The sequence below is a fragment of the Mucilaginibacter sp. genome, from assembly GCF_028288225.1.
In the GTDB taxonomy this organism is placed as follows: Bacteria; Bacteroidota; Bacteroidia; order Sphingobacteriales; family Sphingobacteriaceae; genus Mucilaginibacter.
The window spans coordinates 26,357-52,228 of sequence record NZ_JAQBOC010000016.1; the positions used below are offsets into that span (position 1 = coordinate 26,357).

Consider the following 25,872-nt stretch of genomic DNA (forward strand, 5'->3'; position numbering starts at 1 on the left):
TACATGAACAAATTAATATTAACCGTATTGTTAACGGGCAGCTTTATAATAGCAAGGGCGCAAAAACATGAAGATACTGAAATCTATGAGCCGGTACCCAAAGTGGTAACCCCAGGTAAAACCGTTGGTGATGCCCCTTCAGACGCTATTGTTTTGTTTAATGGTGAGAACCTGGATAAATGGGTAATTACCAACGACAGGGACAAACCCGCCAATTGGGACGTAAAGGATAATATTCTTACCGTTAATAAAAACGCCGGAAATATTGAAACCAAACAGGCCTTTACCAATTACCAGCTGCACGTTGAATGGCGCATTCCGGCTAATATTACCGGAGAGGGACAGGCACGGGGCAATAGCGGGATCTTTTTAGCATCAATAGGTAAAGGTGATGCCGGTTATGAGCTGCAGGTGCTCGACTCATACAAAAACAAAACCTATGTGAATGGCATGGCGGGCAGTATTTATAAACAGTTTATCCCGCTGGCTAACGCAGCCAAACCTCCCGGCGAATGGCAGACCTATGATGTAATATGGACAGCTCCAACTTTTAACGAAGACGGGAGCATGAAAACGCCTGCCAAAGCAACAGTTTTCTTCAATGGTGTAGTAGTTGAAAACAATGTTGAACTTTTGGGCCCTACCAGGTATATAGGTAAACCGGTTTATGAAAAACATGGCCCGGCCCCGGTAAAATTACAGGCACACGGCGATAAAAGCGAGCCACTGAGCTACCGCAATATCTGGATAAGAGAACTATAGTAATTGAGTACATAGTTGATTGGTTAAGGTAGCTGAGGAGTCGGCTACCTTTTTAGTTAATAATTGAAAGTATTTATACATACCCGGCATATATTCCTTTATCTTGTCTCCTGACTCTTACATCTTAACTCTCATATATGAAGCTCAACCTGCTATTCTCTTTTATAATTGCTGTTGTTTTAACAAGCAGCTGTAATTCAAAACAAAACCATACCACAAATACGCCCGGTGATTCTTTACATACACTGCGTGATTCATCACAGGACTGGGCGCTCATCCCCTTTAAAAAAGTTGACAGCTTAAACCCGATCTTGAGTCCGGGTAGTGGCAGCTTTATTGATCCGATATTAAAAAAGAAGGTTTTGTGGGAGGAAAAGGATGTGTTTAACCCGGCTATAGTGAACCGCAACGGTAAAATTTATATGCTTTACCGTGCACAGGATATGTCCGGCACATCCCGGATTGGCCTGGCGGTTAGTACAGATGCGCTGCATTTTACCAGGATGTCTGCCCCGGTATTGTACCCAGATAAAGACTCCTTTAAAAAATTGGAATGGAAGGGGGGCTGCGAGGATCCACGCGTTGTTGAGGATGATAAAGGCACTTATTTTATGACCTATACCGCGTATGATGGCAAAACCGCCCGTATGCTGATAGCTTCTTCTACCAATCTTTTGCACTGGAAAAAATACGGAAGTGTATTTGCCAAAGCTTACAAAGGCAAGTACGCGGTAAGATGGAGTAAATCAGGTTCAATAGTTTCTACTTATAAAGATGGCAAGGTAATAGCCACAAAAATAAATGGTAAATATTGGATGTATTGGGGGGATACCCAAGTTTGGACAGCTACGTCTGACGACCTGATCAATTGGACCCCTATAGAAATGCAGCCCGGCGAACGTCCGCCTGTAGAATTAAGATCACAAGCGCTGAATATGCCCTTGCTAAAAATCGCCCTGCCAACACGCAAAGGTAAATTTGACAGTGATTTGGTAGAATCGGGTCCGCCTGCCATGCTTACTGATAAAGGCATCCTGCTGATCTACAATAGTCGTAATGTTCCGTCTTTTGGCGATAAAACATTGAGTGAGGGTACCTATGCTGCCTCGCAGGTTTTATTTGATAAAAGCAACCCCACCAAAATTCTAAAACGCATGGGCACCTGGTTTATGAAGCCCGAAAAAATCTATGAACTTACCGGGCAGGTAAACCAGGTTTGCTTTGTTGAAGGGCTCACCCAATTTAAAAATAAATGGTATTTGTATTATGGTACTGCGGATTCGAAAATTGCAGTGGCGGTGGATGGGAGGAAATAGCGGTGGAGTTGATTACTGGAACGGTAAAGATTTGACAACTTTTAAAAAGTTGTCAAATCTAAATGAGTTGTCTCTATTTTCATGATAAAAGTAACGAAAAATCACAAGAGAGGAAACAATAGCGAAGAGCTACAATGGCCTTGGAAATAAGGCTTTCCACTCTTTACTTTCTGACCACAATATAGGTAACGAATTATTGGGAACTGTTTTTGGAAAAACTACTAATGATTGACCATTGCTGTAGCCAAGCGGGTAGTTTTTTTCTAAAATAGCACCATGATGATAACATATCGTTCTTGCTGCATATCGTTCCCCAGGTGCTGTAAATAATTTCCGTCCCCGCAGGGTCTCTCATAGAGGACCCTGCGATGTATGAAGCCTAAGGGAACCATAAACCCTGTGGCAAAATCAACCCCAAAACTCCCTGTAATCGGTAATAGTTACATTATAACAAATGCCAGGGTTTTGATTTGGTATTTTGGTCGATAACGTTCAGCCAGTTGTACACCAGGTGATACGAATTGGTTATTTCAAACAGGGAAATCCATTCAAAACGGGTAAAGGTTATAAACCAGGTTTTTTCGGTTAGGTCGTGCCGGGTTCTGATCATGCGTAAATATATGGATTGTTATATAATATAGGAAGGGGATACATGATAGTTGGAAGGCGGGTTATTACACACCATTGACGAATTGTTATATTATATTGAAACGGACTATAAGGTCGGCTTGACAGCGGGTTATTAGACACCATTGACGCGATACAACGCAGGGTCCTCTATGAGAGACCCTGCGGGGACAGAAGAACTCATCCAAACAATTAATTCAACTTACTGCAAACAACATCTGTTTAAAATACTTTTTTATTATCATATTTGGATTGTATCCAACCAATGATTAACCGAAATTATAAATATTGATATGCAGGAATTAGATCCCACCATTCTTCAGAAGGCTAACGCATGGCTGAAGGGAAATTATGACGCTGATGTTAAGCAACAAATTCAGGCTTTATTGGATAATAAGGCATATACGGAGTTAACTGATTCGTTTTACCGCGACCTTGAATTTGGTACCGGTGGTTTACGCGGAATTATGGGTCCGGGCAGCAACCGCATTAATAAATATACCATTGGTGCAGCCACGCAGGGCCTGGCCAATCACCTTAAAAAAAGCTATCCCGGCGAGAAAATTAAAGTAGCTATTGCACATGACAGCCGTAACAACGCCGACCTGTTTTCGCTCATTACGGCTGAAGTATTTTCGGCCAATGATATTTATGTGTATTTCTTTAAGGCGCTGCGCCCAACGCCCGAGCTTTCTTTCGCGGTGCGCGTATTGGGCTGCAAAAGCGGTGTAATGCTTACTGCATCACATAATCCGAAAGAATATAACGGCTACAAAGCCTATGGCGCCGATGGCGGGCAATTTGTATCGCCGGAGGATAAGGCCGTAATGGATGAGGTGGCAGCCATCAGCAGTGTTGATGAGATTAAATTTAACCGGGTTGATGCCAATATTGAGGAGATAGGAGAGGAGATTGATGAGCAATATCTTAATGAGATAACCAAGCTTTCCGTTTCTCCTGAAGTTATAAAGCGTCAGAAAGACCTGAAAATTGTTTACTCGCCAATTCACGGAACAGGAATAACTTTGGTGCCGCAGGCATTGAAACGATTTGGCTTTGAGAATGTAATCCTTGTTGATGAGCAAACTAAGCCTGATGGTAATTTTCCTACGGTAGTATATCCAAATCCCGAAGAAAAGGAAGCTTTAACACTAGCCCTTAAAAAAGCACAGGAAACGGACGCCGACCTGGTACTGGCAACAGACCCGGATGCCGACCGTGTAGGCATTGCAGTTAAGAATACCGAAAATGAGTTTATCCTGCTGAACGGGAACCAAACCGGTGCCATGCTGATCAACTACCTGCTAACTGCCTGGGAAGAAAAAGGCAAGCTTACCGGCAAGGAGTACATTGTTAAAACCATTGTTACTACCAACCTGATCGAACAAATTGCCAAAGCCAGAAATGTTACCTTTTATAACACGTTAACCGGCTTTAAATACATTGGCGAGCTGATGACCAAGTTTGAGGGCAAGCAAACCTTTATTGGCGGCGGTGAAGAAAGTTACGGCTATTTAATAGGTGAGCTGGTGCGGGATAAGGATGCAGTAGTATCCAGCGCGTTTATTGCTGAAATGACCGCCTACTATAAAGACAAAGGCAGCAGCTTGTTTGAGGCGCTGATTGATACTTATGTGCAGTATGGTTTTTATAAAGAAAAGCTGATCTCCCTAACCAAAAAAGGAAAAACCGGCGCCGAAGAGATAAAGGAAATGATGGAGAAGTTCAGGACCAATCCGCCGGCTACTTTAGGGGGATCGAAAGTCGCTACGCTTAAAGATTATGAAAAAGGTGTGGAAATAGACTTGCTAACTAATACCACTAAAAAACTGGAGCTGCCGACAAGTGATGTGCTGCAGTTTATAACCGAAGATGGCAGTATTATATCGGCACGCCCATCAGGCACCGAGCCCAAAATTAAATTCTATTGCAGCGTTAATGGCAAGCTTGCCAGTAAAGAAGCTTACTATGATACTGATAAGAAGCTGGATGAGAAGATTAGTGCGATAATGAAGGATCTGGGGGTTTAAATTAACCCAAAGCAACGTCATGCTGCTTGTTTCAGCACTTTATATGCCATGGATTCATCATGCATTTCCGGATGCAGCGTGTACCATTGTTGGTGAGGTGCCGAAATAAATCGGTATGACGTTTTTTTATATTTAAGCTATTCCCATCTTTGCACATGCCTTATTTTAAAAAGCTGCTCGATCTGTTAAAAATTGAGCGTGATGAAGACCGCAATTCCTATTTAAAACTTACTGAAACATCATCCGTGGCTGATCGCCGCTCAAATGGCTTAACCTGGTACCCCATTGCTATAAGAGGCACAGAGCCAAGCCGGGGCGATTATTTATCTGTCGAGGTTGAGCGCACTACCCACCAGGATGTATCACACCAGTTCAGGTTTGGGGTGCCGGCAGTATTGTTTTCCAATCACGACCCTAAAAAGAACAGGCTGGAGGGAACCATATCTTACCAGGGCGGCAACCGCCTAAAAATAACTTTGTTTACTGAGGAACTGCCAGATTGGGCCCATGAGGGCAAGCTGGGTGTTGAACTGCTTTTTGATAATAATAGCTATGATGAAATGCAAAATGCACTGAAGCAGGCATCATTGCTAAAAGAAAAACCGGAAGGGCGCTTAGTCAATGTTTTAACAGGGGCGGAGGTTCCAAAGTTTACAAGTCAAAAGGAATACCCCGCCTTAAGCGGGTTGAATATTTCGCAGCAGCAGGCGGTTCAAAAGATCTTGTCTGCACAGGATGTGGCTGTTGTTCATGGTCCGCCGGGAACAGGAAAAACCACAACGCTTGTGCAGGCAATAAAGGCACTCATCGCACAAAATAAAGAACAGATCCTGGTAGTTGCCCCCAGCAATACGGCGGTAGATCTGCTGAGCGAGAAGCTAAGCAATGAAGGCCTGAACGTTTTGCGGATAGGTAACCCGGCAAGGGTATCAGACAAGCTAATGGCACTTACTTTAGACAGTAAAATGGCCGGGCACAGCTATATTAAGGATGTAAAGAAACTGAAAAAGCAAGCATCTGAATACAAAAACATGGCGCATAAATACAAGCGCAGTTTTGGCAAAGCCGAACGCGACCAGCGCAAGGCCCTGTTTGATGAAGCACATAAGATAATGAGGGAGGTGGATAAAACGGAACAGTTTATTATTGATGATTTGGTGGCAAAGGCACAGATTATTACAGCTACACTGGTAGGCTCCAACCATTATACGGTGCGTAATGTTAAGTTTGGCACAATGGTAATTGATGAGGCCGGGCAAGCCCTTGAGCCTGCCTGCTGGATCCCAATTTTAAAGGCCAAAAAAGTTATTATGGCAGGCGATCATTTTCAGCTTGCACCAACTATAAAATCTAACGGGGCCGCCAGGGGAGGGTTAAGCACAACCCTGCTCGAAAAATGTGTTGCCCTGCATCCCGAAGCGGTAACCCTGCTGGATGAGCAATACCGCATGAATGAAACCATTATGGGCTTTTCATCAAAAGAATTTTATGGGAACAGGTTAAAGGCGCACGAATCTGTCGCACATCAATTATTGGCTCCGGCAGATCTACCCTTAACGTTTGTTGATACTGCAGGCTGTGGCTTTGATGAAAAGCTGGAGGGCACCAGCTCAACCAACCCGGAAGAAGCTGCGTTTTTAATAAAACATCTTACACAATTAGCTACACAGGCGGAAATGGAATATACTTTTGATACCTTTCCCACTGTTGCCGTTATATCCCCCTATAAAGAACAGATCCGTATATTAAAAGAGCTGTTGTTAAGTTCGGATGTATTACAGCCATATGCCGATAAAATTTCTGTTAACACAATAGATAGCTTCCAGGGGCAGGAGCGGGACGCGGTTTATATCAGCATGGTGCGCAGCAATACCACCGGCGATATAGGCTTTCTGTCTGATATCCGCCGGATGAATGTAGCCATGACAAGGGCCAGGAAAAAGCTGGTGGTAATCGGCGATAGTTCAACCCTCGGCAATTTCCCTTTTTACGCTGATTTTATTGCGTATGCTGAAGAGGCTAGCGGGTATATGAGTGCGTGGGAGTATATAAATTAATAAAATTTGCCATATATAGCCATCATCTAGACAAGATTAATAGCATTTTCGGGCTCTTTTCGTTATAAACCAGTGAAATGTTAACGTATTGTGGTAATGTTCCATTCAATATCAACTACAAACCCGCCAAAAAACAGGAGAAAAACAATGTTAAATTGATTCCTGTGAACCCTTCTTATTACGCCAAAAAATAAATAATCCTAAATAGATATTTCCGTAATCACATCTAATATTTTGTAAGATCTAATAATATTAGCCAAATAATTGTCTGTTATCTCCGCTTTGCTAAAAAAGAAGCCGGAAAATACCTCGCGTATTTTCCGGCCATTAACTATTAACTGCCTTAATTACTATCACTATCGTTTACCCGATAATTTAGGTAGCAGTGATTTGAAACGAAAAAATTTAACAATATTTTACAATATCGTTGTAAATAATTCGTTGTAGTTAAAGCCCTAATTATAAAATAGAAACTACAGAAGTATATTAGAAATATATTCTTGTTAAACGAAATTTGCGATACTTTATTGCCTTATTAATTGCGTTACCTAAAAAGCGTAAATATTAACTATATAACTTATCTATTATTAACTATTTAACTTATCTATTTTATTTATGAAAAAAATTCTACTACTGAATTTGTGCTTGTTTCTTTTAGCTACTACCCAGCTATTTGCACAAACTCACCCCGTAACCGGGAAGGTTACGGCAAAGGAAGACGGCTTGCCACTCCCCGGGGTATCGGTAAGCGTAAAAGGAACAACTACCGGTACACAAACTGACGTGAATGGTAGCTATTCGCTAAACGCCGCTGATGGCGCTCAGCTCACATTTAGTTTTTTGGGTTATTCTGCGCAAACTTTAACGGTAAACGGCAATAAACTTAATGCAGTTTTGGTTGCAACAAGCCAGCAGCTGGGTGAAGTAGTTGTTACCGGTGCGCTGGGTATAACCCGCACGCGTAACCAGCAAAGTTATGCAGCACAGCAAGTTAATGGTGAGGAGGTTAGCAAACAGCGTTCAAGCAACTTCATCGCCGGATTATCGGGCAAAGTAGCCGGGTTGGATATTAAACAGAACAATACGCTGGGCGGTTCAACAAACGTTGTAATTCGTGGTATTAAATCTATTTATGGAAACAACCAGGCGTTATTTGTGATTGATGGAGTACCGGTAGATAACACCAATACCAATGCCAGTCATGGTGCAGGATTGGGGGGACTTTTGGCAACCCAGAGCGAAGGCGGTGGTGGTTACGATTATGGAAGTCCGGCTGCGGATATTAACCCTGATGATATTGAAAGTATAACCGTGCTTAAAGGCGCCGGCTCAACTGCACTTTATGGATCGCGTGGTAGTAACGGTGTTATTTTAATAACCACTAAAAAAGCCAAAAAGGGGTTAGGTATAGTTATAAATTCAACCTTAACCTGGAATTCAGCAGACAAATCTACATTACCTAAGTATCAGACACAATATGGCCAGGGATACGCTACTGGTTTTATCTCAGCGCCCGGACTTTTTAATGATCCTAACGCCCAGGTTGCACCTACAGGTGATGATGCCTCGAACGGAAGTGCCTTTGATCCTAATTTAAAAATTTATCAGTGGGATGCCTTTGTTCCCGGCTTAGCTAATTATGGCAAAGCTACGCCATGGGTTGCGGCAAAAAATGATCCAAATTCGTTTTTTATTAATTCGCTTTCTACCAATAACAGTATCCTGATTACTAACGGAGGTGATAACGGATCATTTAAATTAGGATATACCAGGAGTGATGACCGGGACGATGTGCCAGGAACTTACTACATAAAAAACAAAATTGATTTTGGCGCCACTTACAATATCACGCCAAAATTATCGGTTGGTGCTAACGTAAATTACACTAACCAAAATAATAAAACCGGTGAAGGTACAGGTTATGACGGCACCAATTCTGACAACAGGAACGTGATGGCTGGTTTCAGGCAATGGTGGGGATTGAATAATGACATCAAGGAATTAAAGCAAGCTTATGACCTTCATCCTAATTTAAATACTACATGGAACATGCGCGATCCGGCAAGCGGGGATTATACTCCGGCTTATTGGAATAACCCATATTTTGTGGTTTTACACAACTATGCTACAGCTACCCGCAACCGTTACCTGGGCAATGTTAATGCCAGCTATAAAGCTACCCCATGGTTAACCTTCACAGGCAGGGTATCATTGGATGCTTATTCTGCTTTTGACCAGGAGCGTTATGACGTAGGGAGTATTGGTACACCATATTACTCAAGATTTAACAATGATTATAGTGAAACCAACTTTGACCTGTATGCTAATGTTGACAAAAACTTTGGTTCGGATTTTAACTTAAAAGGCTTGCTGGGTACCAATATCAGGAAAGATTACATAAGCAGTATTGAGGCCGAAACTAATAATGGTTTGGTTATTCCTGGTTTTTATTCTTTATCAAACACAATAAGTGCACCCGTTCCGGCTAATGAAGTGCTTCAAAAATCAGAAGTTGACGGTGTGTATGCAGATGCAACGCTTACCTGGAAAAAATTATTTAACCTGGAAGGCACTATCCGCAGAGACGTTTCTTCAACACTACCTAAGGGACATAATTCTTATTGGTATCCGTCTGTATCAGCAGGCTTTATTTTCTCAGAACTGCTTAAAGATTACTTTCCCTGGCTTTCATATGGTAAGTTAAGGGCGAATTATGCTGAAGTAGGTTCAGACGCCGTTGCTTACAGAATAAATGATACCTACATTTTCAATACACCTTTTAATGGCAACGCCACAACCATACAAAGCACGTTGAAAAATAACCCCAATTTAAAACCTGAGCGTACACGCTCTACAGAAGCAGGTTTAGAGTTGGACTTTATTCATGGCAGGTTACATTTTGACGGCAGCTACTATCTGACAAAAACAAAGGACCAGTTGATCCCAACCAACGTTTCGACCGCTACAGGTTATTTTAATTACTATCTAAATGCAGGTACGGTACAGAATAAGGGTGTGGAACTGAGTCTAAGCGGTACGCCTGTTGCGAGTCAGAATTTCAACTGGAAGATCACACTTAACTGGTCTGAAAACCGGAACAAGGTAATTGAACTGTTTAAAGATGGCAGCGGCAACCAGGCAAAAGACCTTTTGCTGGCCAACTTCCAAAATGGCGAATCGCTTAACGCACCGCTTAATGAGCCATATGGCATCATCAGGGGAACTGATTATACTTACAACGATAAAGGCCAAAAAATTGTTGGCCCTGATGGCGAATATGTTATCAATCAGTCATCAAACCTTAACATCGGTAATACCAACGCAAAATGGATAGGGGGTATTAATAACGAATTTACGTTGTTTAAAAATTTTCACGTTTCGTTCCTGATCGACTTCCGTCATGGTGGTGATATATTCTCAAATGACCTTGCCTATGGTTTAGATGACGGTTTGTATCAGTTAACTACCTACACAAACGATTTGGGCCATTCAGTTCGTGCTCCGCTTGATGCCGGTGGCGGTTTCATACGTCCGGGCGTAACAGCTTCCGGGGCGCCAAACACTGTAAGAGTTGATGGCAGTGCATATGGCGAATGGGGTAACGGCGCAGGATTGTTACCACTTAAAGCATTTGTGTACGATGGAAGCTTTATTAAATTAAGGGAAGCGCTTATTGGTTACGATCTTCCTTCGAGCGTGCTACATAGCCTGGGACCTGTTAAAGGGGTGACTTTCCAGATTATTGGTCACAATTTGTGGATAATCCATAAAAATATACCCTATGCAGATCCTGAAGATGGCTTAAGTGCAGGTAACCTGCAGGGCATACAGGAAGGTTCATATCCTACCGTGCGCACCATTGCGTTTAATTTGAAAGTAAGGTTTTAATTAAGAAATTAAAAACATGAAAAAGATAATACTAATTCTTGTTGCAATGGCGCTGTTAACCGCTTGCACCAAAGATATAACCAAGCTAAATATAGACCCGAAGCACCCGTCTGTCGTGCCTTCCTACACACTATTTACGACAGCTCAAAACCTGTTGGCTAATAATATGACATCAGTAAGTCCAAACGATAACATATTCCGTTTGATTGAACAGCAGTGGACTGAGGTACAGTATTTAACAGAGTCTCAATATAATATCCCCGGTCGTTCAATTGCGGATAATATTTGGGATGAATTTTATACGGGCCCCTTAACCAATTTTGAAAAAGCCAAAGGCTTTATGAAAACGGATGTAACTGATGCCGGAAAATTAAAAAACGAGTTGGCTATTACCGATATTTGTGAAGTTTATTGCTTTTATTACCTGGTAACCACCTTCGGCGATATTCCATATTCAGAGGCATTTAGTGCAACCATTACATTTCCAAAATATGATAAAGCGGCTACAATTTACGCTGATTTGTTGAAACGTTTGGATGCAGATATTGCTAATTTGGATCCATCAGCAGATAGTTTTGGCCCGGCAGATATGATTTATTCAGGAGATGTGACAGCGTGGAAAAAATTTGCCAATACATTCAAACTAAAAATGGGGATCTTATTGGCAGATTCAGATCCTGCCACTGCAAAAGCTATAATTACTTCTGCTGTTCAAGGCGGGGTATTTACTTCAAACAGTGACAATGCCTTGTATCATTTTTTAAGCTCACCGCCATATGTAAACCAGACATGGGTTGGCCTGGTACAAGGTGGCCGGCGCGATTATGTGGCAACCGACACTTATATGACTTTGCTGGGTTCTCAAAATAGTTCAACTCCGGGAGATCCAAGGACGCCTTATTATTTTGCTCAAAATAAAGTTGGCAAGTATGTAGGGGCGCCTAATGCAGTGGGTACCATACTGTATTCCGGCTTTTCATTACCTTCGGGCTCGGAACTCACAACCGGTAATACAACCGGTCAGCAGCCTTCAATTGGTACCCTGGCGAATGCTGATTTCCCGGGCAATTTGTTAGATTATTCAGAAACACAATTTTATTTAGCAGAGGCTGCTGCAAGAGGGCTATATACAGGTTCGGCAGCAGTTTATTATGCAAATGGTATCACTGCATCAGTTGAATACTGGACCGGTTCAACTGCCGGCGCTAGTGCGCTTATAGCGGCTAATCCAATTGGTAGTGGCCAGGCTGCTCAGCTAAAGGCTATTGCAGCACAACAATATCTTGCCCTTTACAATAGGGGATATGATGCATGGACAGTGAACAGAAGGTTGGATTATCCGGTTTTAATTCCGCCGCCAGCTGCAATTAGTGCATTTCCTTTACGTTTCACTTATCCCAATAAAGAACAACAAATAAATAAAGCCAATTATGATGCGGCCTCGGCATCAATTGGCGGTGACGTTGTTACAACAAAGTTGTTCTTTGATACAAAATAAATAATTGATTGATTTAATAAAGTGAACCCTGACCGTGAAACGGTTGGGGTTTTTAGTGTTTTGTAATTCGTAACCATTCTAAGGATGAGCGCAGTAGCCTATCCGCTTGCCAGGTATCGTATAATGGCCTTTGCATGCATGCTTCCTTCGATAAACTCAGGGCAGGCTTGTACCTCTGCGTAGTATCCTTTTTCCTTTTATTACCCTCATATTCCACAGGATTTTATAGCTCAGCAAAACGTTCTTTTTGAAACAAAAAGCCTGCTCTCCATAAAGGGAACAGGCTTTTTAAAAAATAACAAATCAAATATTATCTCGTTCCGCCACCATTCCTGGGATCGCTTTTACTTTTGAGCACGTATTCGTGCGGAGGCTCCACACCTAAAAGATTCTTCACAAAGTAATCCCAGCGGCGGCGCATCATATATGGCGAATAAGGGCCATAACCATGCGGACTATTAGGGAATACTACCAGGTCATAATCTTTATTGGCCTTTTCCAGTGCCTCAATAACCAGCAGGGTATTATACGGAGGAACGTTGTCATCAAGCAAACCATGTGCAAGCATCAGCTTACCTTTAAGATTTTTAGCTATGTTTTGATTAGCCTGTGCTGCATAATTTGAATTAGCTGCCAAACCATCATAGCGTTCGCCCCAGTCGTCCTCGTAGTTCAGATTTTCGTGATTGCCTGATTCTGAGATCCCCACTTTAAAGAAATCAGGGTAGCGGAACATGGCGCCTGCCGTAGCGAAACCGCCACCTGAATGGCCCCAGATGCCAATGCGGGTAGTATCCATATAAGCATATTTAGCAGCAAGCTGACGGATGCCGGTTACCTGGTCGGGCAGTGTGTTTTCGCCCATGTTGCCATAGTTCATATCATGAAAGCTTTTTGAACGTAATGGGTTGCTGGTACCTTCAATTTCAACCACAATGAAGCCTAATTCGGCAAGTGCCTGACAATCACCTCTTGAAGCAGCAAAAGACCAGCTGCCAACGCTGCCGCCTTGTGGACCTGGATAGATATAATCAATTACCGGGTATTTTTTATTTGGATCGAGCTTTGTTGGCGTGATCATTAAGCCATAGATATCGGTTTTTCCGTCATGCGCTTTTACAGAGAAAGTGGTAACAGGTTTCCAGCCGGTAGCTTCCAGCCTTGAAATATCTGTCTTCTCTAAATTGGTGATCAGCTTTCCACTCATATCGCGTAATACGGTAACAGCCGGAACATCTGGTTTTGAATAGCTGTCAACAAAGTAAGCGCCGGAAGGGGATAAGGTAACCTGGTGGTTGCCTGCTTCGGGCGTAAGCGTAGCAAAATGTTTGCCATCAAAACCTATTTTGCACAATTGGCTAAAATAAGGATTCTCTGCTTGGCGGCCATCTGCAATAAAATAAAGCATCCGGTTTTTTTCATCAACTTTAAGCAAACGTGTAACTACAAAATCTCCTTTGGTGATCTGATTTTTAAGCTTGCCTGTGTTTGCGTCATATAAATAAAGATGCCCCCAGTTATCGCGCTCGGAGTACCAGATGATCTCGTTGGATTTATCAAGGTACCTCCAGTTAATTGCGCCCTGTCCTGATTCAAATTGGGTAGGTACTGTTTCTTCAAAAACTTCGCGAACGTCGCCGGTTGCAGCATCGGCAATCCGTACTTTTTCATTTTTATGATCGCGGGAAGTTGATACAAAAGCAACTTTCGAATTATCAGAGCTGAAGTAAACATCATCCAAAGTTCCGCTGCTCGAAATATCATCACTAAGCGTAGCCCTGTGCGGATCAGACGCAACTTTAGTAACTACCACCTTAGGATTGTCAACATCAATAATAACTCGCTGAATCATGGCCACATCTTTGTCGCCGGGCAACGGATATTTCCATGCTTTAAGATTAGGTTTGCCCACATTGGTGGTAACCAGGTACATATCGCTCACACTACGCTGGTCCTGTTTAAAAGTGGCGATCTTTTTTGAATCAGATGACCAGATCAGGATGGCGTTATCACTATGTTTCCAGCCGGCGTTATCTGTTGCGTAGCCGTAATCTTTTACACCATCAGTAGTAAGCTGAGTTTCTTTTTTGGTGTCCGCATCGCGTACCCAAAGGTTCCAGTCCTTAATAAACGCTTCTTTTTTTCCATCTGGAGAAGTGTTGTAAATACTGCCACGGCCACCGCGTCTTCCGCCACGGCCACCGCTTGTATTTGCTACTGCAGAAGTATTTTCGGCAACTTTGTAGGTGCCCAGGTCGGCACTCCATTGCTTGCCATCGGCCTCGAAAATTATCGATTTGCTATCACCCGAAAAAGTAAAACTTTGGAAAGGTAACATTGATGCCGTGTATTGTTTGCCGGTGGCTGTTGAAAGCGCTGCCGCCAGTTTTTGCTGATCAAAGGCTGCAACACGGGTACGTTTTGCAGGGTCAACCAATATAAATTCGCTGCCCTGCGCGGTTAGGGTGCGATACCAAAAACGATCGCCCGGCAACCATTCGGGGCGTACATTGTTATTGTCAATAAACGGTTCGGTACCATAGCTCAAAAAGCTTTCTGCACGCTCATAATCTTTTGCAGTTAAGGGAGGGCCCTGCTGGGCATGCACAGATAATACCAATGCACAAGGTATTACCGTGAGTAAAAATTTATTCATAGTTTGTATTAATAAGTCAGTTACATTACAAGAAACCAAGCTACAGCAAATTTATAGCTTTCACAAATTTGCGCGCCTGTGTAATATCATTGTGGCAAAATAATAAAGCGGGAAGGGGGAATAATTTCGGAATTCGGATTTTCGATTTCGGAGTTGTTTCCGCAGGGTCTCTCCAAGGCTATTAAGTTAAGGAATAACACAAATGTGATTCTCCACAAAGGCCTGGTAGCCCCCTCTAAATCTCCCCCGGTAGGGGAGACTTTAGCTTCGCTCTTTTTTAAGTCCTCCCTACCCGGGAGGATTTAGGTGGGGCATTTGGACGTTGTCATGTGGTTAGTTATAGCCGACGTTCCCTTAACTTAATAGTATTGGAGAGACCCTGCGTGGACAAAAAATTATTTTATAAGATAAACATAATCCCCGGACGTAATTTTCAAACCATTCTCCGCATTTACCTGTCCTGAATGAGCCATCACCTTTTTACCAGCCGGGAAAAACACTGTAGCGGTTGAATTAGCCGGGACGGTTACTGAATATTCTACTGTGCTGCCCTTTCTTTTCCACGAGGATATGATTTTACCATAAGGGCCGGTATGCTCTGATTCAAAATGATCGAGCTTTTCAATAAAATTGGGAGTCAACAGTACATTTTTAAATCCGGGCGATTTAGGGTCGGGCTTTATGCCGCCAATGCCTTTAAAATACCAGGCACCTATTTCGCCAAACATAATGTGGTTTAATGACAGATCGCTTTTAGCTGTAATATCCCAATTCTCGTAAAGTGTAGTAGCGCCATTAACTATCCACCAGCCCCACGATGGAAAAGTTTCCTGCGAGGCAATGGAATAGGCAACATCCGCATAACCGTTATCACTTAATGCACTTAGTATTGCCTTGGCGCCTAAAATTCCTGCATCCAAATGATTATTATCCTGTTTTACCCGCTCAGCAAGCCTGGTGGCTACCTTATGTTTTAAACTATCCGGAACAATACCCCAATATAAAGGCACACTTAACTCGGTCTGATAACCTTTATCATAAATCCCGGTAGCAGTATTTAAATATTTTGCGTTGATAGCATTTTTGATCTTTAAAGCCAGGGCTTCATAAGTTTTCTGGTCATCAGCCCTGCCAAATAATTTGGCGGCCTTTGCCAAAATGCTTACATCGGTAAAGTAATAGGCTGACGAAGTAAATTCAACAGGCGATACCGCTTTAACCGGCACCCAGTCGCCAAGCCCCCAGGTGGTAAGGCCGGTAGGATATAGGTCGTTAATGTGGTTTACATATCGCTTAATCGCTTCATAATTATCGCCGAGTGTTTTGCTGTCGCCATAAAACATATAGAGGTTCCATGGGATGATCGCAATAGTGCTTGTCCAATCCGGCCCGTTACCCCACTCATAACCCCAGCCGTTTGATGGGATTATAGATGGCAGCACGCCGTTTGGCTGCTGCTCGTCGCGATGGTCAGCCATCCATTTTTCGTAAATGGTGATGCCGTCGAAATTATAAAGGCCGGTTTCACTGGCAATGTGGGCGTCGCCTGTCCAGCCGTTCTTTTCGCGCTGGGGACAATCAGTAGGATAACCGAAAAAGTTTGACAGGTAGGAGTTATTAGTCGCCTGCCAGATCTTATTAAGGGTATTGTTTGATGAGCTGATCGTGCCAGCCGGCTCAACATCGCTATGCATAAAATAACCAGTAAGGCTTTCTTTGGTAAGGTTGATGGGCTTATCACTGCTCACCTCTACATACTGAAATCCTTTATAGTTAAAGCGGGGCATAAACGTTTCCTCACCTTTGCCGCTTAAAATAAATATATCGGTTTGAAAAGGGTCTTTATCATCAGTAGGGCGGTAATGAAGATCAATGTTTGATTGATCTACATAACCGTTTTTACCCAGCTTTTCGGCATGCTTTAAGCGGATGATGGTGCCTGCTTCGCCTTTTACGGTAATGCTGCTAACACCGGAGATATTCCGGCCAAGGTCATACAGGTAAGTTTTATCGTCAAGTTTTTTAATGCTTTGTGCAGGGATCTTTTCAACCGCACGGATCGGTTGCATGGTTTGTGCTACAATATTCAGGGAAGGCGCCTGACGGTTGATGACGCTTTTCCAGGCAGTATCAATAAAGTTTGGTTTGTTCCATCCAGGTTGCTCTAAACGGGCATCGTAATGCTCAGCGGTATAAATACTATTAAAAATTACAGGGCTTAAGGCTGTTTTCCATTTTTTGTTTGATGAGATGGTTTCTGTCGTGCCGTCCTCATAAGTTACCCGCAGATCCAGGCAAAAGGCCGGGCGGTTGCGCCATGGAGATTTATCAAAATACCATACGGCTGTGCTCTGGTGGTTGTACCAGCCGTTGCCTAACAGCACACCAACGGCATTTTTTCCACTCTGCAGCTGCGCTGTGACATCATAAGTAACATACAGTGTCCGCCTGTCAAACCGGGTGTACATAGGGTCGAGCCGATGATTGCCAATTTTTTCGCCGTTGATGTAAAGCTCATATAAACCGGCTACAGCAATATAGGCTCTGGCCGATTTTATTTTTTTTGTAAGATCAAATGAATTGCGGAAATATGGTGCAGGCTTTGCGTTTGCATCGTTATTGTCACTGATCCAGGTGCCTTTCCAATTACTTTTATCCATTAAACCGGTTTCAAAGCTGGCTATTGCTGATATATCGCTTTTGCGATCCTTATCCCAAACGGCAACCCGCCAGTAATATTTGGTATACGGCTGTAATGCCTTGCCATTGTAATTTACCCTGCTGTTACCTGATACAACCTTTACCGTTTGCCAGGTGTTGGCAATTCCTTTGCTTAATTCAACTGAATCAGTACTTACAGATAATTGGTAAGCGGTTTGTTTTGCTCCCTGCCTTGCATCATCCATAACCCACATTAAGCGGGGATGGGGAGAATCCATACTTATAGGGTTGATAAGGTATTCGCATTTTAAGCCGGTGATCTTGGCTGCGGCATTAGCGGCGTATGCAGAACTTAGTGTTAATATTATAAAAAGCAGGATTTTGCTGAAGGACGGATTTTTTGGCAATATAGTGGTCATCAATAGCTGTTGATAAAAATGATTTTAAATCAGTAAGGTTTAATAACTGGACAGAATAGTGTTTATCCTTCAAAAATATGGAATTAAAATAAACGACCGTCCTTTACTGTCCGCCAGATGACTTTGCCGGATTTACGAAGATTTTGAAACTTGAAATCTATATGGCACATATAATAATGGTTTCAAACATTATTTAAAAGCTTTGCAAATGCTTGAAATATTAAAAATGGGAATAGATTGAACATCATTAATTATTCGCGTCAGCAAATAAGCCATTAAGACTTAAAGTGAAACCCGGAAGTATTGACGTAGTTAATTCATCATCAATTGTAAATGGCCTCGCTGCTCGAAAACGGCCCTCAATAAGGATGTATCGTAAAAGATTTTTTCCACCGGATTAATAATCCAGTATTCAAGCACTCCAGCCTCTTCATATGCCTCAAATTTATTTCGGAGTTCTTTTTTATTGTTTCCGGGCGATAATATCTCAATAACAATATCTGGTGTACCAATACATCCTTTATCATCAACCTTTTTGGGGTCGCATATCACACATACATCAGGCTGTACAACAGTGATAATTTCTTTATCATCCTTTGATAACCTGGGCAACCTTACATCAAATGGCGTGGTAAATAATTCACAAGACTTGCCTTCCAAATAGTTTCCAATCCACAGTGTTAATCTAAATGATATGCGTTGATGTACCGAACCAGGTGTCGGGCTCATTTTAAAAATTTTGCCTTTAATTAATTCAAGGCGCTCATCAAACGTCCACTTAAGGTAGTCGGCGTATGTGTAAGTCTTGTTTATATCAAGGTCTGACAGCTGCATGAGTTAATTATCTAAAACAAATCTAAAAAAAATTATCGGCTCCGCCAGATTTACGAAGTTTCAAAAACTTTGTAAATCTTATAGCACATAAATTTATTGTTACTACCTTAGTAGCTGTGGATAATTTTATCGTTTCGGCACGCAAATATCGCCCGGTTACTTTTGAAAGCGTTGTTGGTCAGCAACATATAACCAATACGTTAAAAAACGCCATAAAAAATAATCAGCTGGCGCAGGCATTTTTGTTCTGCGGTCCGCGTGGCGTGGGCAAAACTACCTGTGCCCGCATCCTCGCTAAAACCATAAACTGCGAAAATTTGCAGCCCAATGGCGAGGCCTGTGGTGTTTGTAACTCGTGCCTGTCGTTCCAAAACGGTAACTCTTTTAATGTTCACGAGCTTGATGCCGCTTCCAATAACTCGGTTGATGATATCCGCAGTTTAATTGAGCAGGTGCGCATTCCGCCACAGGCAGTAAGATATAAGATCTATATTATTGATGAGGTGCACATGCTGTCGCAGGCCGCTTTCAACGCGTTTTTAAAAACGCTGGAAGAGCCGCCTCATTATGCCATTTTTATACTGGCCACTACCGAGAAGCATAAGATCCTGCCAACTATACTTTCACGTTGCCAGATCTTTGATTTTAACCGGATAAAGGTTGAGGATATGGCTTCCCACCTGGCATCTATTGCACAAAAAGAAAACATCAGCTACGAGCCTGACGGCTTACATATTATAGCCCAAAAAGCAGATGGCGGTTTGCGCGATGCTTTGTCGATGTTTGACCAGATCGTTAGTTTTTCAGGCGGTGATGTAACTTACCGTTCTGTAATTGACAACCTTAACATACTTGATTACGATTACTATTTTAATATAACCGACAGGCTGCTGAGCGAGGAGAATGCCCAAACATTATTACTGTTTGATGAGATCTTATCCCGCGGCTTTGACGGGGCACATTTTATTTCTGGCTTGTCAGAACATTTTCGAAACCTGCTGGTGAGTAAAGACCAGGCCACTTTAAAGCTGCTGGAAGTAAGTGATGGAATAAAAAATAAATACCTGCAGCAATCGCAGGCTTCAACAGTATCCTTCCTGCTTTCGGCCATGAATATTGCTAACCAGTGTGACCTGAGCTATAAGCTCAGCAAAAATCAGCGTTTGCAGGTTGAGCTGGCACTGTTAAAAATGTGTAGCCTGCAATCCGTCTTTAATCTCGCAGTTACGCCATTAAGTGCAATGCCCGCATCAGAGGGGCAATTAAAAAAAAAACCTGATTCCGCAGCAATAACGCCCGAAATTGAGCAAAAAGCGCCGCCGACAAATAACATACCGCCAAAGGAAGTTGTTAAAGAACAGCAAATTGAGAAGCCGCCGGTAGCGGAAGTTATTAAGGAAACAGCACCCGCGGATAAGCCAAAAATATTTATCCCTAACTTACAATCAACACCTGGCTCCGTACAAATACCATCATTAAAAGATGTAGGTAAAACTAAAGAGGCTATGCTGGAGGAGGAAGATCCCTACATTAAGGGTGATGCCAAAAACGATTATACGCCTGACCAGCTTTTAAAGTGCTGGAGCGATTATGCGGCGAAGATGAAAGCTGATGGAAAGAAGAATTTGCTCACCATTTTTATATCCAATCCCCCAAAACCGCTCGGCCCAAATGTTTACGAAGTTTTAGTGGAGAATAAGGTGCAGGAAAATTTATTCAGGGATGAACGGCCCAGTTTGCTAAACTATTTGCGCACCACGTTAAAAAACTTTGATATTGAAATTAATGTGCGGATTGATGAAGTAGCTGTTGTAAAACGCCCTTATACAGCATCAGAAAAATTCCAGCACATGGCAGCCAAAAACCCGGCGCTTGCTGAGTTGAAAGCTAAGTTTAATCTTGATTTTGATTAAAAAACGCTTTTGTTTATACCGGGTTGTTTGTATATTGCAATTAACCAATACTTAATATTTTCTTTAAAATGGATTTTTTAAAAGCAATATGGAGTGAAATTACCGGCTTCTTCGGCTTTAATAATTTGATTGATATTATAAAAGCAGGCAATTACAAAGAGCTGTTAACGTATCATGGCATTACTTCAGTTTTGGGGCCGCTTATTCCGTTTATACTAGTGGTTGAAATTATAAGGGCTGCTTTTTATAAACGGTTTAAAGTAATAGACTATAAAATATCGTTCTTTACCTATGTTTTAAACGCATTTATTGGCAGGATGATTTCCTTTGCCATGGTTGGCCTATGTATTGGCTTGTTTGCAAAATATGCCATTTTGCATCTTACATTTACCTGGTATTGGTTTATTTATGGATACATAGTTTGGGAATTTTCGCATTTTATTTATCACTTTTTGGCGCATAAAGTACGGATATTATGGTGCCTGCACTCAACCCATCATGCCCCCTCAAGCATGAATTTATCTGTAACCTATGCCCATTTCTTTTTAGAAGGCCCGTATGCGGATGTGATACGCACTACCATTTGTATTTTATTGGGTGTTAATCCTGCCATGTTATTTGTAATTATGTTTGTTGATGGCACCTGGGGTGCTTTTATACACATCGGCGAAAATTTAGTGCAGGATGCCCGCTTCGGGTTTTTAAACAAGATCATCCTTACACCGTCACATCACCGGGTGCATCATGCTAAAAATCCCAGGTACATGGATACAAATTTTTGTAACCTGCTAAACATTTGGGACAAAGTATTTGGTACCTACGAAGCCGAAGACCGTAATATGCCAATTGAGTACGGCATTTCCAGGCCAATGAAACTGCATAGTTTTTTGGATGCTTATTTTGGCGAGATAGTTGCACTTGCAAAAGATGTTGCAAAAGCGCCGGGCATTAAAAATAAGATGATGTATATATTTATGCCACCCGGATGGAGCCACACCGGCGACCATAAAATGTCGAGCGTGGTAAGGAAGAAATATTTTGAGGAATTAGAGAAGGGGCATGAAAGTAAATCTCAGGAATTGGTTGAGGGGTGAAAAACCCCTTAATTTATCTGTCATTATAAAGCTTCCTGATAATACTGATTTGCCCTCTGTGATAAATCTCATCCTCGGCCATGTGGTATAAAACCCAGGCCAGGTTACAGCCCGTTTCATCATCATAATCATCTATCCGTTGGGTAAAGTCTTCATGGGTTAGGCTAGCTAACTCGCTAAGCATCAGTTCTCTAGATTCGGTAAGTTGCGCAACGTAATCTTCCACCGGCTGTTGAATAATCAACTTTGGAAGATGTATTCCCATTTCAATTGCCGGAAGCCATTTTTCATTTTCATCATCAGTAAACTTCCTGCCTTCTACAAATTCTATCCTGAAATATGTTTCGATACCAACGACATGTGATAACAAGGCGCCGATAGTATTCCAGCCTTCCTTATATTGCCAGTCCAGCTCCTCTGGCGAAAGAATTTTAAGCGACAGGATGGTCGTAATCCTTGTATCCTGTAAAATCCCCTGCATGTAATCTAACGAGTGGTCTGATAATTTGTCAAACTCAATGTTGAATGCTCTTGTTAGCATGTGCTAATTTTTTTTATGAACTTGAAGTCACAATTTGTGACTTCAAGTTATTTAATTGTCGTTTTCGGCTATGAGCTATAAACCATCAAGTATGTACTTCTCTCTACACAATCTGGTTCAAAACCAAAACCCCTATCAACCCGATAATGGAAACCATAGTCTCCATCATAGTCCATGAGCGAAGGGTATCTTTAATGGATAGGTTAAAATACTCTTTAAACAGCCAAAAACCGCCATCGTTAAGGTGCGAGCATGCCAGGCTGCCGGCGCCTACTGCAAGTACCATCAAATTTGGGTTTATGGTTGGATCGTGCAAAACTAAGGTTGAAATTATTCCTGCTGCTGTTAATCCTGCAACTGTGGCCGAACCTAAGCTTATGCGGATAATAGCTGCGATAAGCCATCCCAAAATAAGTGGTTGTAAATGGAAGCTTTTTAAAATATCTGCTATCTCGTTATTGGCGCCGCTATCGGTAAGTACCGCTTTGAAAGCACCTGAACCACCTACGATCAATAGAATTATTGACACGTCTTTTACTGCATGACTATAAATGCCACCAAGCTCTTTCATGCCTTTCCCTTGTTTTATGCCCAATGTAAAAGTGGCCACAATTAGTGATGTCAGCATTACAATGGGTGTGTCGCCAATAAACGCTATTAGTTTGTGAACAGTGCTGTTACTATGGTTGATATTAAGGTACAGCGTGGTACTCATTATCAATATAACCGGTAATAAAGCAGTGAAAAAACTGGTGAAAGCGCCAGGCAACTGGTCGGCCGGTAACTCATCGGCCATAAAAGTTTTTAAAGGATTTGATTGTATTTTTTTCAGCGTGCGGGCAAATAAGGGGCCAGCCAGCACAATGGCAGGAATAGCCAAAATAAGTCCATACATTAAAGTTTTGCCCATGTCCGCATTAAATTTTATTACAAGGGCAGAAGGAGAAGGATGCGGGGGCAAAAAGCCATGGGTTACTGACAAGGCCGCAAGCATCGGTAAGCCTATATAAACCGCATGCAGCTTGTATTTATAAACTACCGAAAAAATAAGCGGCACCATCAGCACAAAACCTGTTTCATAAAATAGCGGGATCCCGATAATAAATCCTGCCACTACCAACGCCCATTGGATATATTTAATGCCGAAGCCATTTACCAAAACTTCGGCAATTTTTTGGGCCGCGCCGCTGCTGGCAACAAGCTTGCCTATCATGGCGCCAATGCAAATGATAATTGATATGGCTCCTAATGTTTCGCCAAGTCCTTTTTGTACCGATTTGGTAACTTTATCTAAAGGAATCCCCAATAATAAACCTGCCGTTATTGAAACTATCAGGAATGCCACAAAGGGGTTAACTTTAATCCAGCTTACTAATAAGATCAGGAGGATGATACAAAAAAGAATGGTTAATAAAATCATTGTTAAGATCGGTTAATAGGTGCTTTAATAACCGGGAAAGATTACTTTCCAAGCTTACCTGTAGAGGTCTAAAGTAATAACATTATTCGGATTTGGAATTTTTGGAGACAAAAATCTTCGTACTTTAGTAAAAACAAACTGCTATGAAACTAATTCCATATTTAAACTTCCCAGGTAATGCGGAGGAAGTATTAAACCATTATCAGAAAATTTTCAATGGTAGCATTAGTGATGTTAGCCGCTTTGGGGAAATGCTCCCGGCTGAGGCTAATTACCAAGATAAAATTATGCACGCCCGCCTGGCATTTGGGGAAAACATGCTGATGTTCTCTGACGGTATGCCAGGCCAGCCTGTAGATCATGGCAATGGCATCTACCTGAGCATAGGCCTCACTGATGAAGCGCAGGCGCGTTCCATATTCGGTCAGTTGAGCGAAGGCGGAAAAGTTACCATGCCGCTGGAAAAACAGTTTTGGGGCGCATTGTTCGGACAGGTAACAGATAGCTATGGCGTTAGCTGGATGATCAACTGCGAACTGTGAGCTCCCGGCCCCTAAAGGGGGGATAAAGCGGCCATATTTTAAGCAATAATATTTAACCATAAATTCCCCCTTTAGGGGGTTAGGGGGCCAATGAAAAAAGTTACCGGGCTGGGCGGAATTTTCTTTAAACATACGACCTGGCAAAAATAAATGAGTGGTACTCCAAAAATTTTGGATTGCAAACCGATGATTATGGCACCACCTTTGAATGGCACAAGGCGGATGATGAAGGTAAAAAAGGATTTACAATATGGAGCCTTTTCCCGGCCGGTACCCAACATTTTGAACCACAAAATGAGTTTTAGTCCATAGTAATAGTATCTGTATTAATAAAATGAAAAACCATGGTCCATGGACTATCGACCATGGACTATCCAACACATGACAAAAAAACGTTATTTTTTTCTCGTACTTATCTTAGGGTCGCTTACAGCTATCGGGCCTTTTTCTATTGATATGTATTTGCCGGGTTTTCCGGCCATAGCAAAATCACTGCATACCACTACTGCGCAGGTATCGCTTTCTTTATCAGGTTTTTTTATCGGCATTTCGGTTGGTCAGCTATTGTATGGCCCCTTGCTCGACAGATTTGGACGGAAAAACCCACTGTATATAGGTTTAACACTTTACATCGCAGCTTCTATTGGCTGTTTTTTTGTAAGCTCGATAGAACAGCTTATTGTATTACGATTTGTGCAGGCAGTAGGCAGTTGTGCTGCTGGTGTAGCCTCAATGGCAATGGTAAGAGATATATTTCCATTAAAGGATAACGCCAAAGTTTTTGCCCTGCTGATCCTGATATTAGGTGTATCGCCTATGCTGGCCCCAACCGTTGGCGGTTATATTACCGCAGCTTTTGGCTGGCAGCTAATATTTATCATATTAGCAGGCATAGCATTTTTGATATTAATGGCCGTAATATTCTTTTTGCCTGAAAGCTATCAACCGGACCCATCTCATTCATTAAAACCAAGGCCAATCATAATCAGCTTTTGGTCGGTAATGAAACATCCCCAATTTTATACCTATGCGGTTTGCGGGGCAATAGGTTTTTCCGGCTTGTTTGCCTACCTGGCTGCTTCGCCATTTGTTTTTATGGATGTTTATGGAGTGAGCAGCAAAGTTTACGGGTGGATCTTCGCGCTGCTATCAATCGGTTTTATTGGTTCCAGCCAGCTTAACAATATGCTGACCAGGAGATATAAAAGTGAACAGATAGTAAATGTTACCCTACCGGCTATGGTAATCATTTCCCTTATTTTTTTAACCGGATCTGCAGGCGATTGGTTTGGCATTTATGGAAGCATTGTTATGATATTTTTGTTATTATGCTGTGTTGGGATAACCTATCCGAATACTTCGGCGCTGTCGCTTGCACCATTCTCAAAAAATGCAGGCACTGCTGCAGCTTTAATGGGAGCCTTACAAATGGGAGTTGGCACCCTGGTATCAATATTGGTGAGTATGTTTAAAAGCCGCAGCACCATACCTATGTCGGGGTTAATGGCAACTGCGGCAGTGCTTGCGTTATTAATACTGATGATAGGCAGAAGAAACATCGTTCAACCGGTTGAAGCTGCAGAGCAGGTTGGCGCGGGTGCGCATTGAGTTTTT

At 42.2% G+C, this 25,872-nt stretch carries 17 protein-coding genes; 11 read left to right on the top strand and 6 right to left on the bottom strand.

The genetic code is table 11. The features are described 5' to 3' along the window. Nucleotides 1-3 precede the first annotated feature (3 nt). Both JWQ54_RS03990 and JWQ54_RS03995 read left to right on the top strand, forming a co-directional pair. Nucleotides 4-762 carry a DUF1080 domain-containing protein gene (locus tag JWQ54_RS03990; RefSeq protein ID WP_299580557.1) on the top strand — a complete coding sequence of 253 codons (759 nt, stop codon included), beginning with the start codon at nt 4-6 and terminating at the stop codon, nt 760-762. Between the two features lie 137 nt (nt 763-899). Next, on the top strand, nt 900-2,078 hold the full coding sequence (locus JWQ54_RS03995) for a glycoside hydrolase family 130 protein (RefSeq protein WP_299580560.1): 1,179 nt from the start codon (nt 900-902) through the stop codon (nt 2,076-2,078). A 445-nt stretch (nt 2,079-2,523) separates the two neighbouring features. Here the strand turns inward: JWQ54_RS03995 and JWQ54_RS04000 are convergent, their stop codons facing one another. Next, nucleotides 2,524-2,688: a hypothetical protein gene (locus JWQ54_RS04000; RefSeq protein WP_299580563.1), complete on the bottom strand. Its 165-nt coding sequence runs from the start codon at nt 2,686-2,688 to the stop codon at nt 2,524-2,526. 310 nt (nt 2,689-2,998) lie between these two features. On the opposite strand from JWQ54_RS04000, the gene JWQ54_RS04005 reads away from it, so the two are divergent. The 4 genes from JWQ54_RS04005 (at nt 2,999) to JWQ54_RS04020 (ending at nt 12,178) form a co-directional block, all read left to right on the top strand. Then, on the top strand, nt 2,999-4,735 hold the full coding sequence (locus JWQ54_RS04005) for a phospho-sugar mutase (RefSeq protein WP_299580566.1): 1,737 nt from the start codon (nt 2,999-3,001) through the stop codon (nt 4,733-4,735). 155 nt (nt 4,736-4,890) lie between these two features. After that, on the top strand, nt 4,891-6,792 hold the full coding sequence (locus tag JWQ54_RS04010) for an AAA domain-containing protein (protein WP_299580569.1): 1,902 nt from the start codon (nt 4,891-4,893) through the stop codon (nt 6,790-6,792). A 615-nt stretch (nt 6,793-7,407) separates the two neighbouring features. Continuing rightward, the gene (locus JWQ54_RS04015) at nt 7,408-10,680 is read left to right on the top strand and encodes a SusC/RagA family TonB-linked outer membrane protein (RefSeq protein WP_299580572.1); all 3,273 of its coding nucleotides are present in this window, start codon (nt 7,408-7,410) and stop codon (nt 10,678-10,680) included. 16 nt (nt 10,681-10,696) lie between these two features. After that, nucleotides 10,697-12,178: a SusD/RagB family nutrient-binding outer membrane lipoprotein gene (locus JWQ54_RS04020; protein WP_299580575.1), complete on the top strand. Its 1,482-nt coding sequence runs from the start codon at nt 10,697-10,699 to the stop codon at nt 12,176-12,178. 310 nt (nt 12,179-12,488) lie between these two features. Here the strand turns inward: JWQ54_RS04020 and JWQ54_RS04025 are convergent, their stop codons facing one another. From JWQ54_RS04025 to JWQ54_RS04035, 3 genes are all read right to left on the bottom strand, one after another. Beyond that, nucleotides 12,489-14,834: a DPP IV N-terminal domain-containing protein gene (locus JWQ54_RS04025; RefSeq protein WP_299580577.1), complete on the bottom strand. Its 2,346-nt coding sequence runs from the start codon at nt 14,832-14,834 to the stop codon at nt 12,489-12,491. 395 nt (nt 14,835-15,229) lie between these two features. Next, nucleotides 15,230-17,914: an alpha-L-rhamnosidase gene (locus tag JWQ54_RS04030; RefSeq protein ID WP_299580580.1), complete on the bottom strand. Its 2,685-nt coding sequence runs from the start codon at nt 17,912-17,914 to the stop codon at nt 15,230-15,232. A gap of 312 nt (nt 17,915-18,226) precedes the next feature. Beyond that, nucleotides 18,227-18,748 carry a Uma2 family endonuclease gene (locus JWQ54_RS04035; RefSeq protein ID WP_299580583.1) on the bottom strand — a complete coding sequence of 174 codons (522 nt, stop codon included), beginning with the start codon at nt 18,746-18,748 and terminating at the stop codon, nt 18,227-18,229. 116 nt (nt 18,749-18,864) lie between these two features. Here JWQ54_RS04035 and JWQ54_RS04040 point away from each other — a divergent pair, with 116 nt between their 5' ends. Together JWQ54_RS04040 and JWQ54_RS04045 are read left to right on the top strand one after the other, a co-directional pair. Further along, complete coding sequence (locus JWQ54_RS04040; protein ID WP_299580586.1) at nt 18,865-20,661, top strand: DNA polymerase III subunit gamma/tau; 1,797 nt, start codon at nt 18,865-18,867, stop codon at nt 20,659-20,661. Between the two features lie 68 nt (nt 20,662-20,729). Next, entirely contained in the window at nt 20,730-21,755 is a 1,026-nt protein-coding gene (locus tag JWQ54_RS04045) for a sterol desaturase family protein (protein WP_299580589.1), read from the top strand. 13 nt (nt 21,756-21,768) lie between these two features. On the opposite strand, the gene JWQ54_RS04050 is transcribed toward JWQ54_RS04045, so the two are convergent. After that, nucleotides 21,769-22,296, bottom strand: a complete 528-nt coding sequence (locus JWQ54_RS04050; protein WP_299580593.1) for a DinB family protein — start codon at nt 22,294-22,296, stop codon at nt 21,769-21,771. A 103-nt stretch (nt 22,297-22,399) separates the two neighbouring features. Further along, nucleotides 22,400-23,716: a gluconate:H+ symporter gene (locus JWQ54_RS04055; RefSeq protein ID WP_299580596.1), complete on the bottom strand. Its 1,317-nt coding sequence runs from the start codon at nt 23,714-23,716 to the stop codon at nt 22,400-22,402. A 143-nt stretch (nt 23,717-23,859) separates the two neighbouring features. Between JWQ54_RS04055 and JWQ54_RS04060 the strand changes: the two genes are divergently transcribed. The 3 genes from JWQ54_RS04060 to JWQ54_RS04070 all read left to right on the top strand — a co-directional run bounded on the left by JWQ54_RS04060 (nt 23,860) and on the right by JWQ54_RS04070 (nt 25,866). Further along, a complete protein-coding gene (locus tag JWQ54_RS04060) occupies nt 23,860-24,258 on the top strand; it encodes a VOC family protein (RefSeq protein WP_299580599.1) in 399 nt (132 codons plus the stop codon). 176 nt (nt 24,259-24,434) lie between these two features. Beyond that, nucleotides 24,435-24,563 carry a hypothetical protein gene (locus JWQ54_RS04065; RefSeq protein ID WP_299580602.1) on the top strand — a complete coding sequence of 43 codons (129 nt, stop codon included), beginning with the start codon at nt 24,435-24,437 and terminating at the stop codon, nt 24,561-24,563. A gap of 76 nt (nt 24,564-24,639) precedes the next feature. Continuing rightward, nucleotides 24,640-25,866, top strand: coding sequence for a multidrug effflux MFS transporter (locus JWQ54_RS04070; RefSeq protein WP_299580605.1), 1,227 nt, complete (start codon nt 24,640-24,642; stop codon nt 25,864-25,866). The last annotated feature ends 6 nt before the right edge of the window (nt 25,867-25,872 follow it).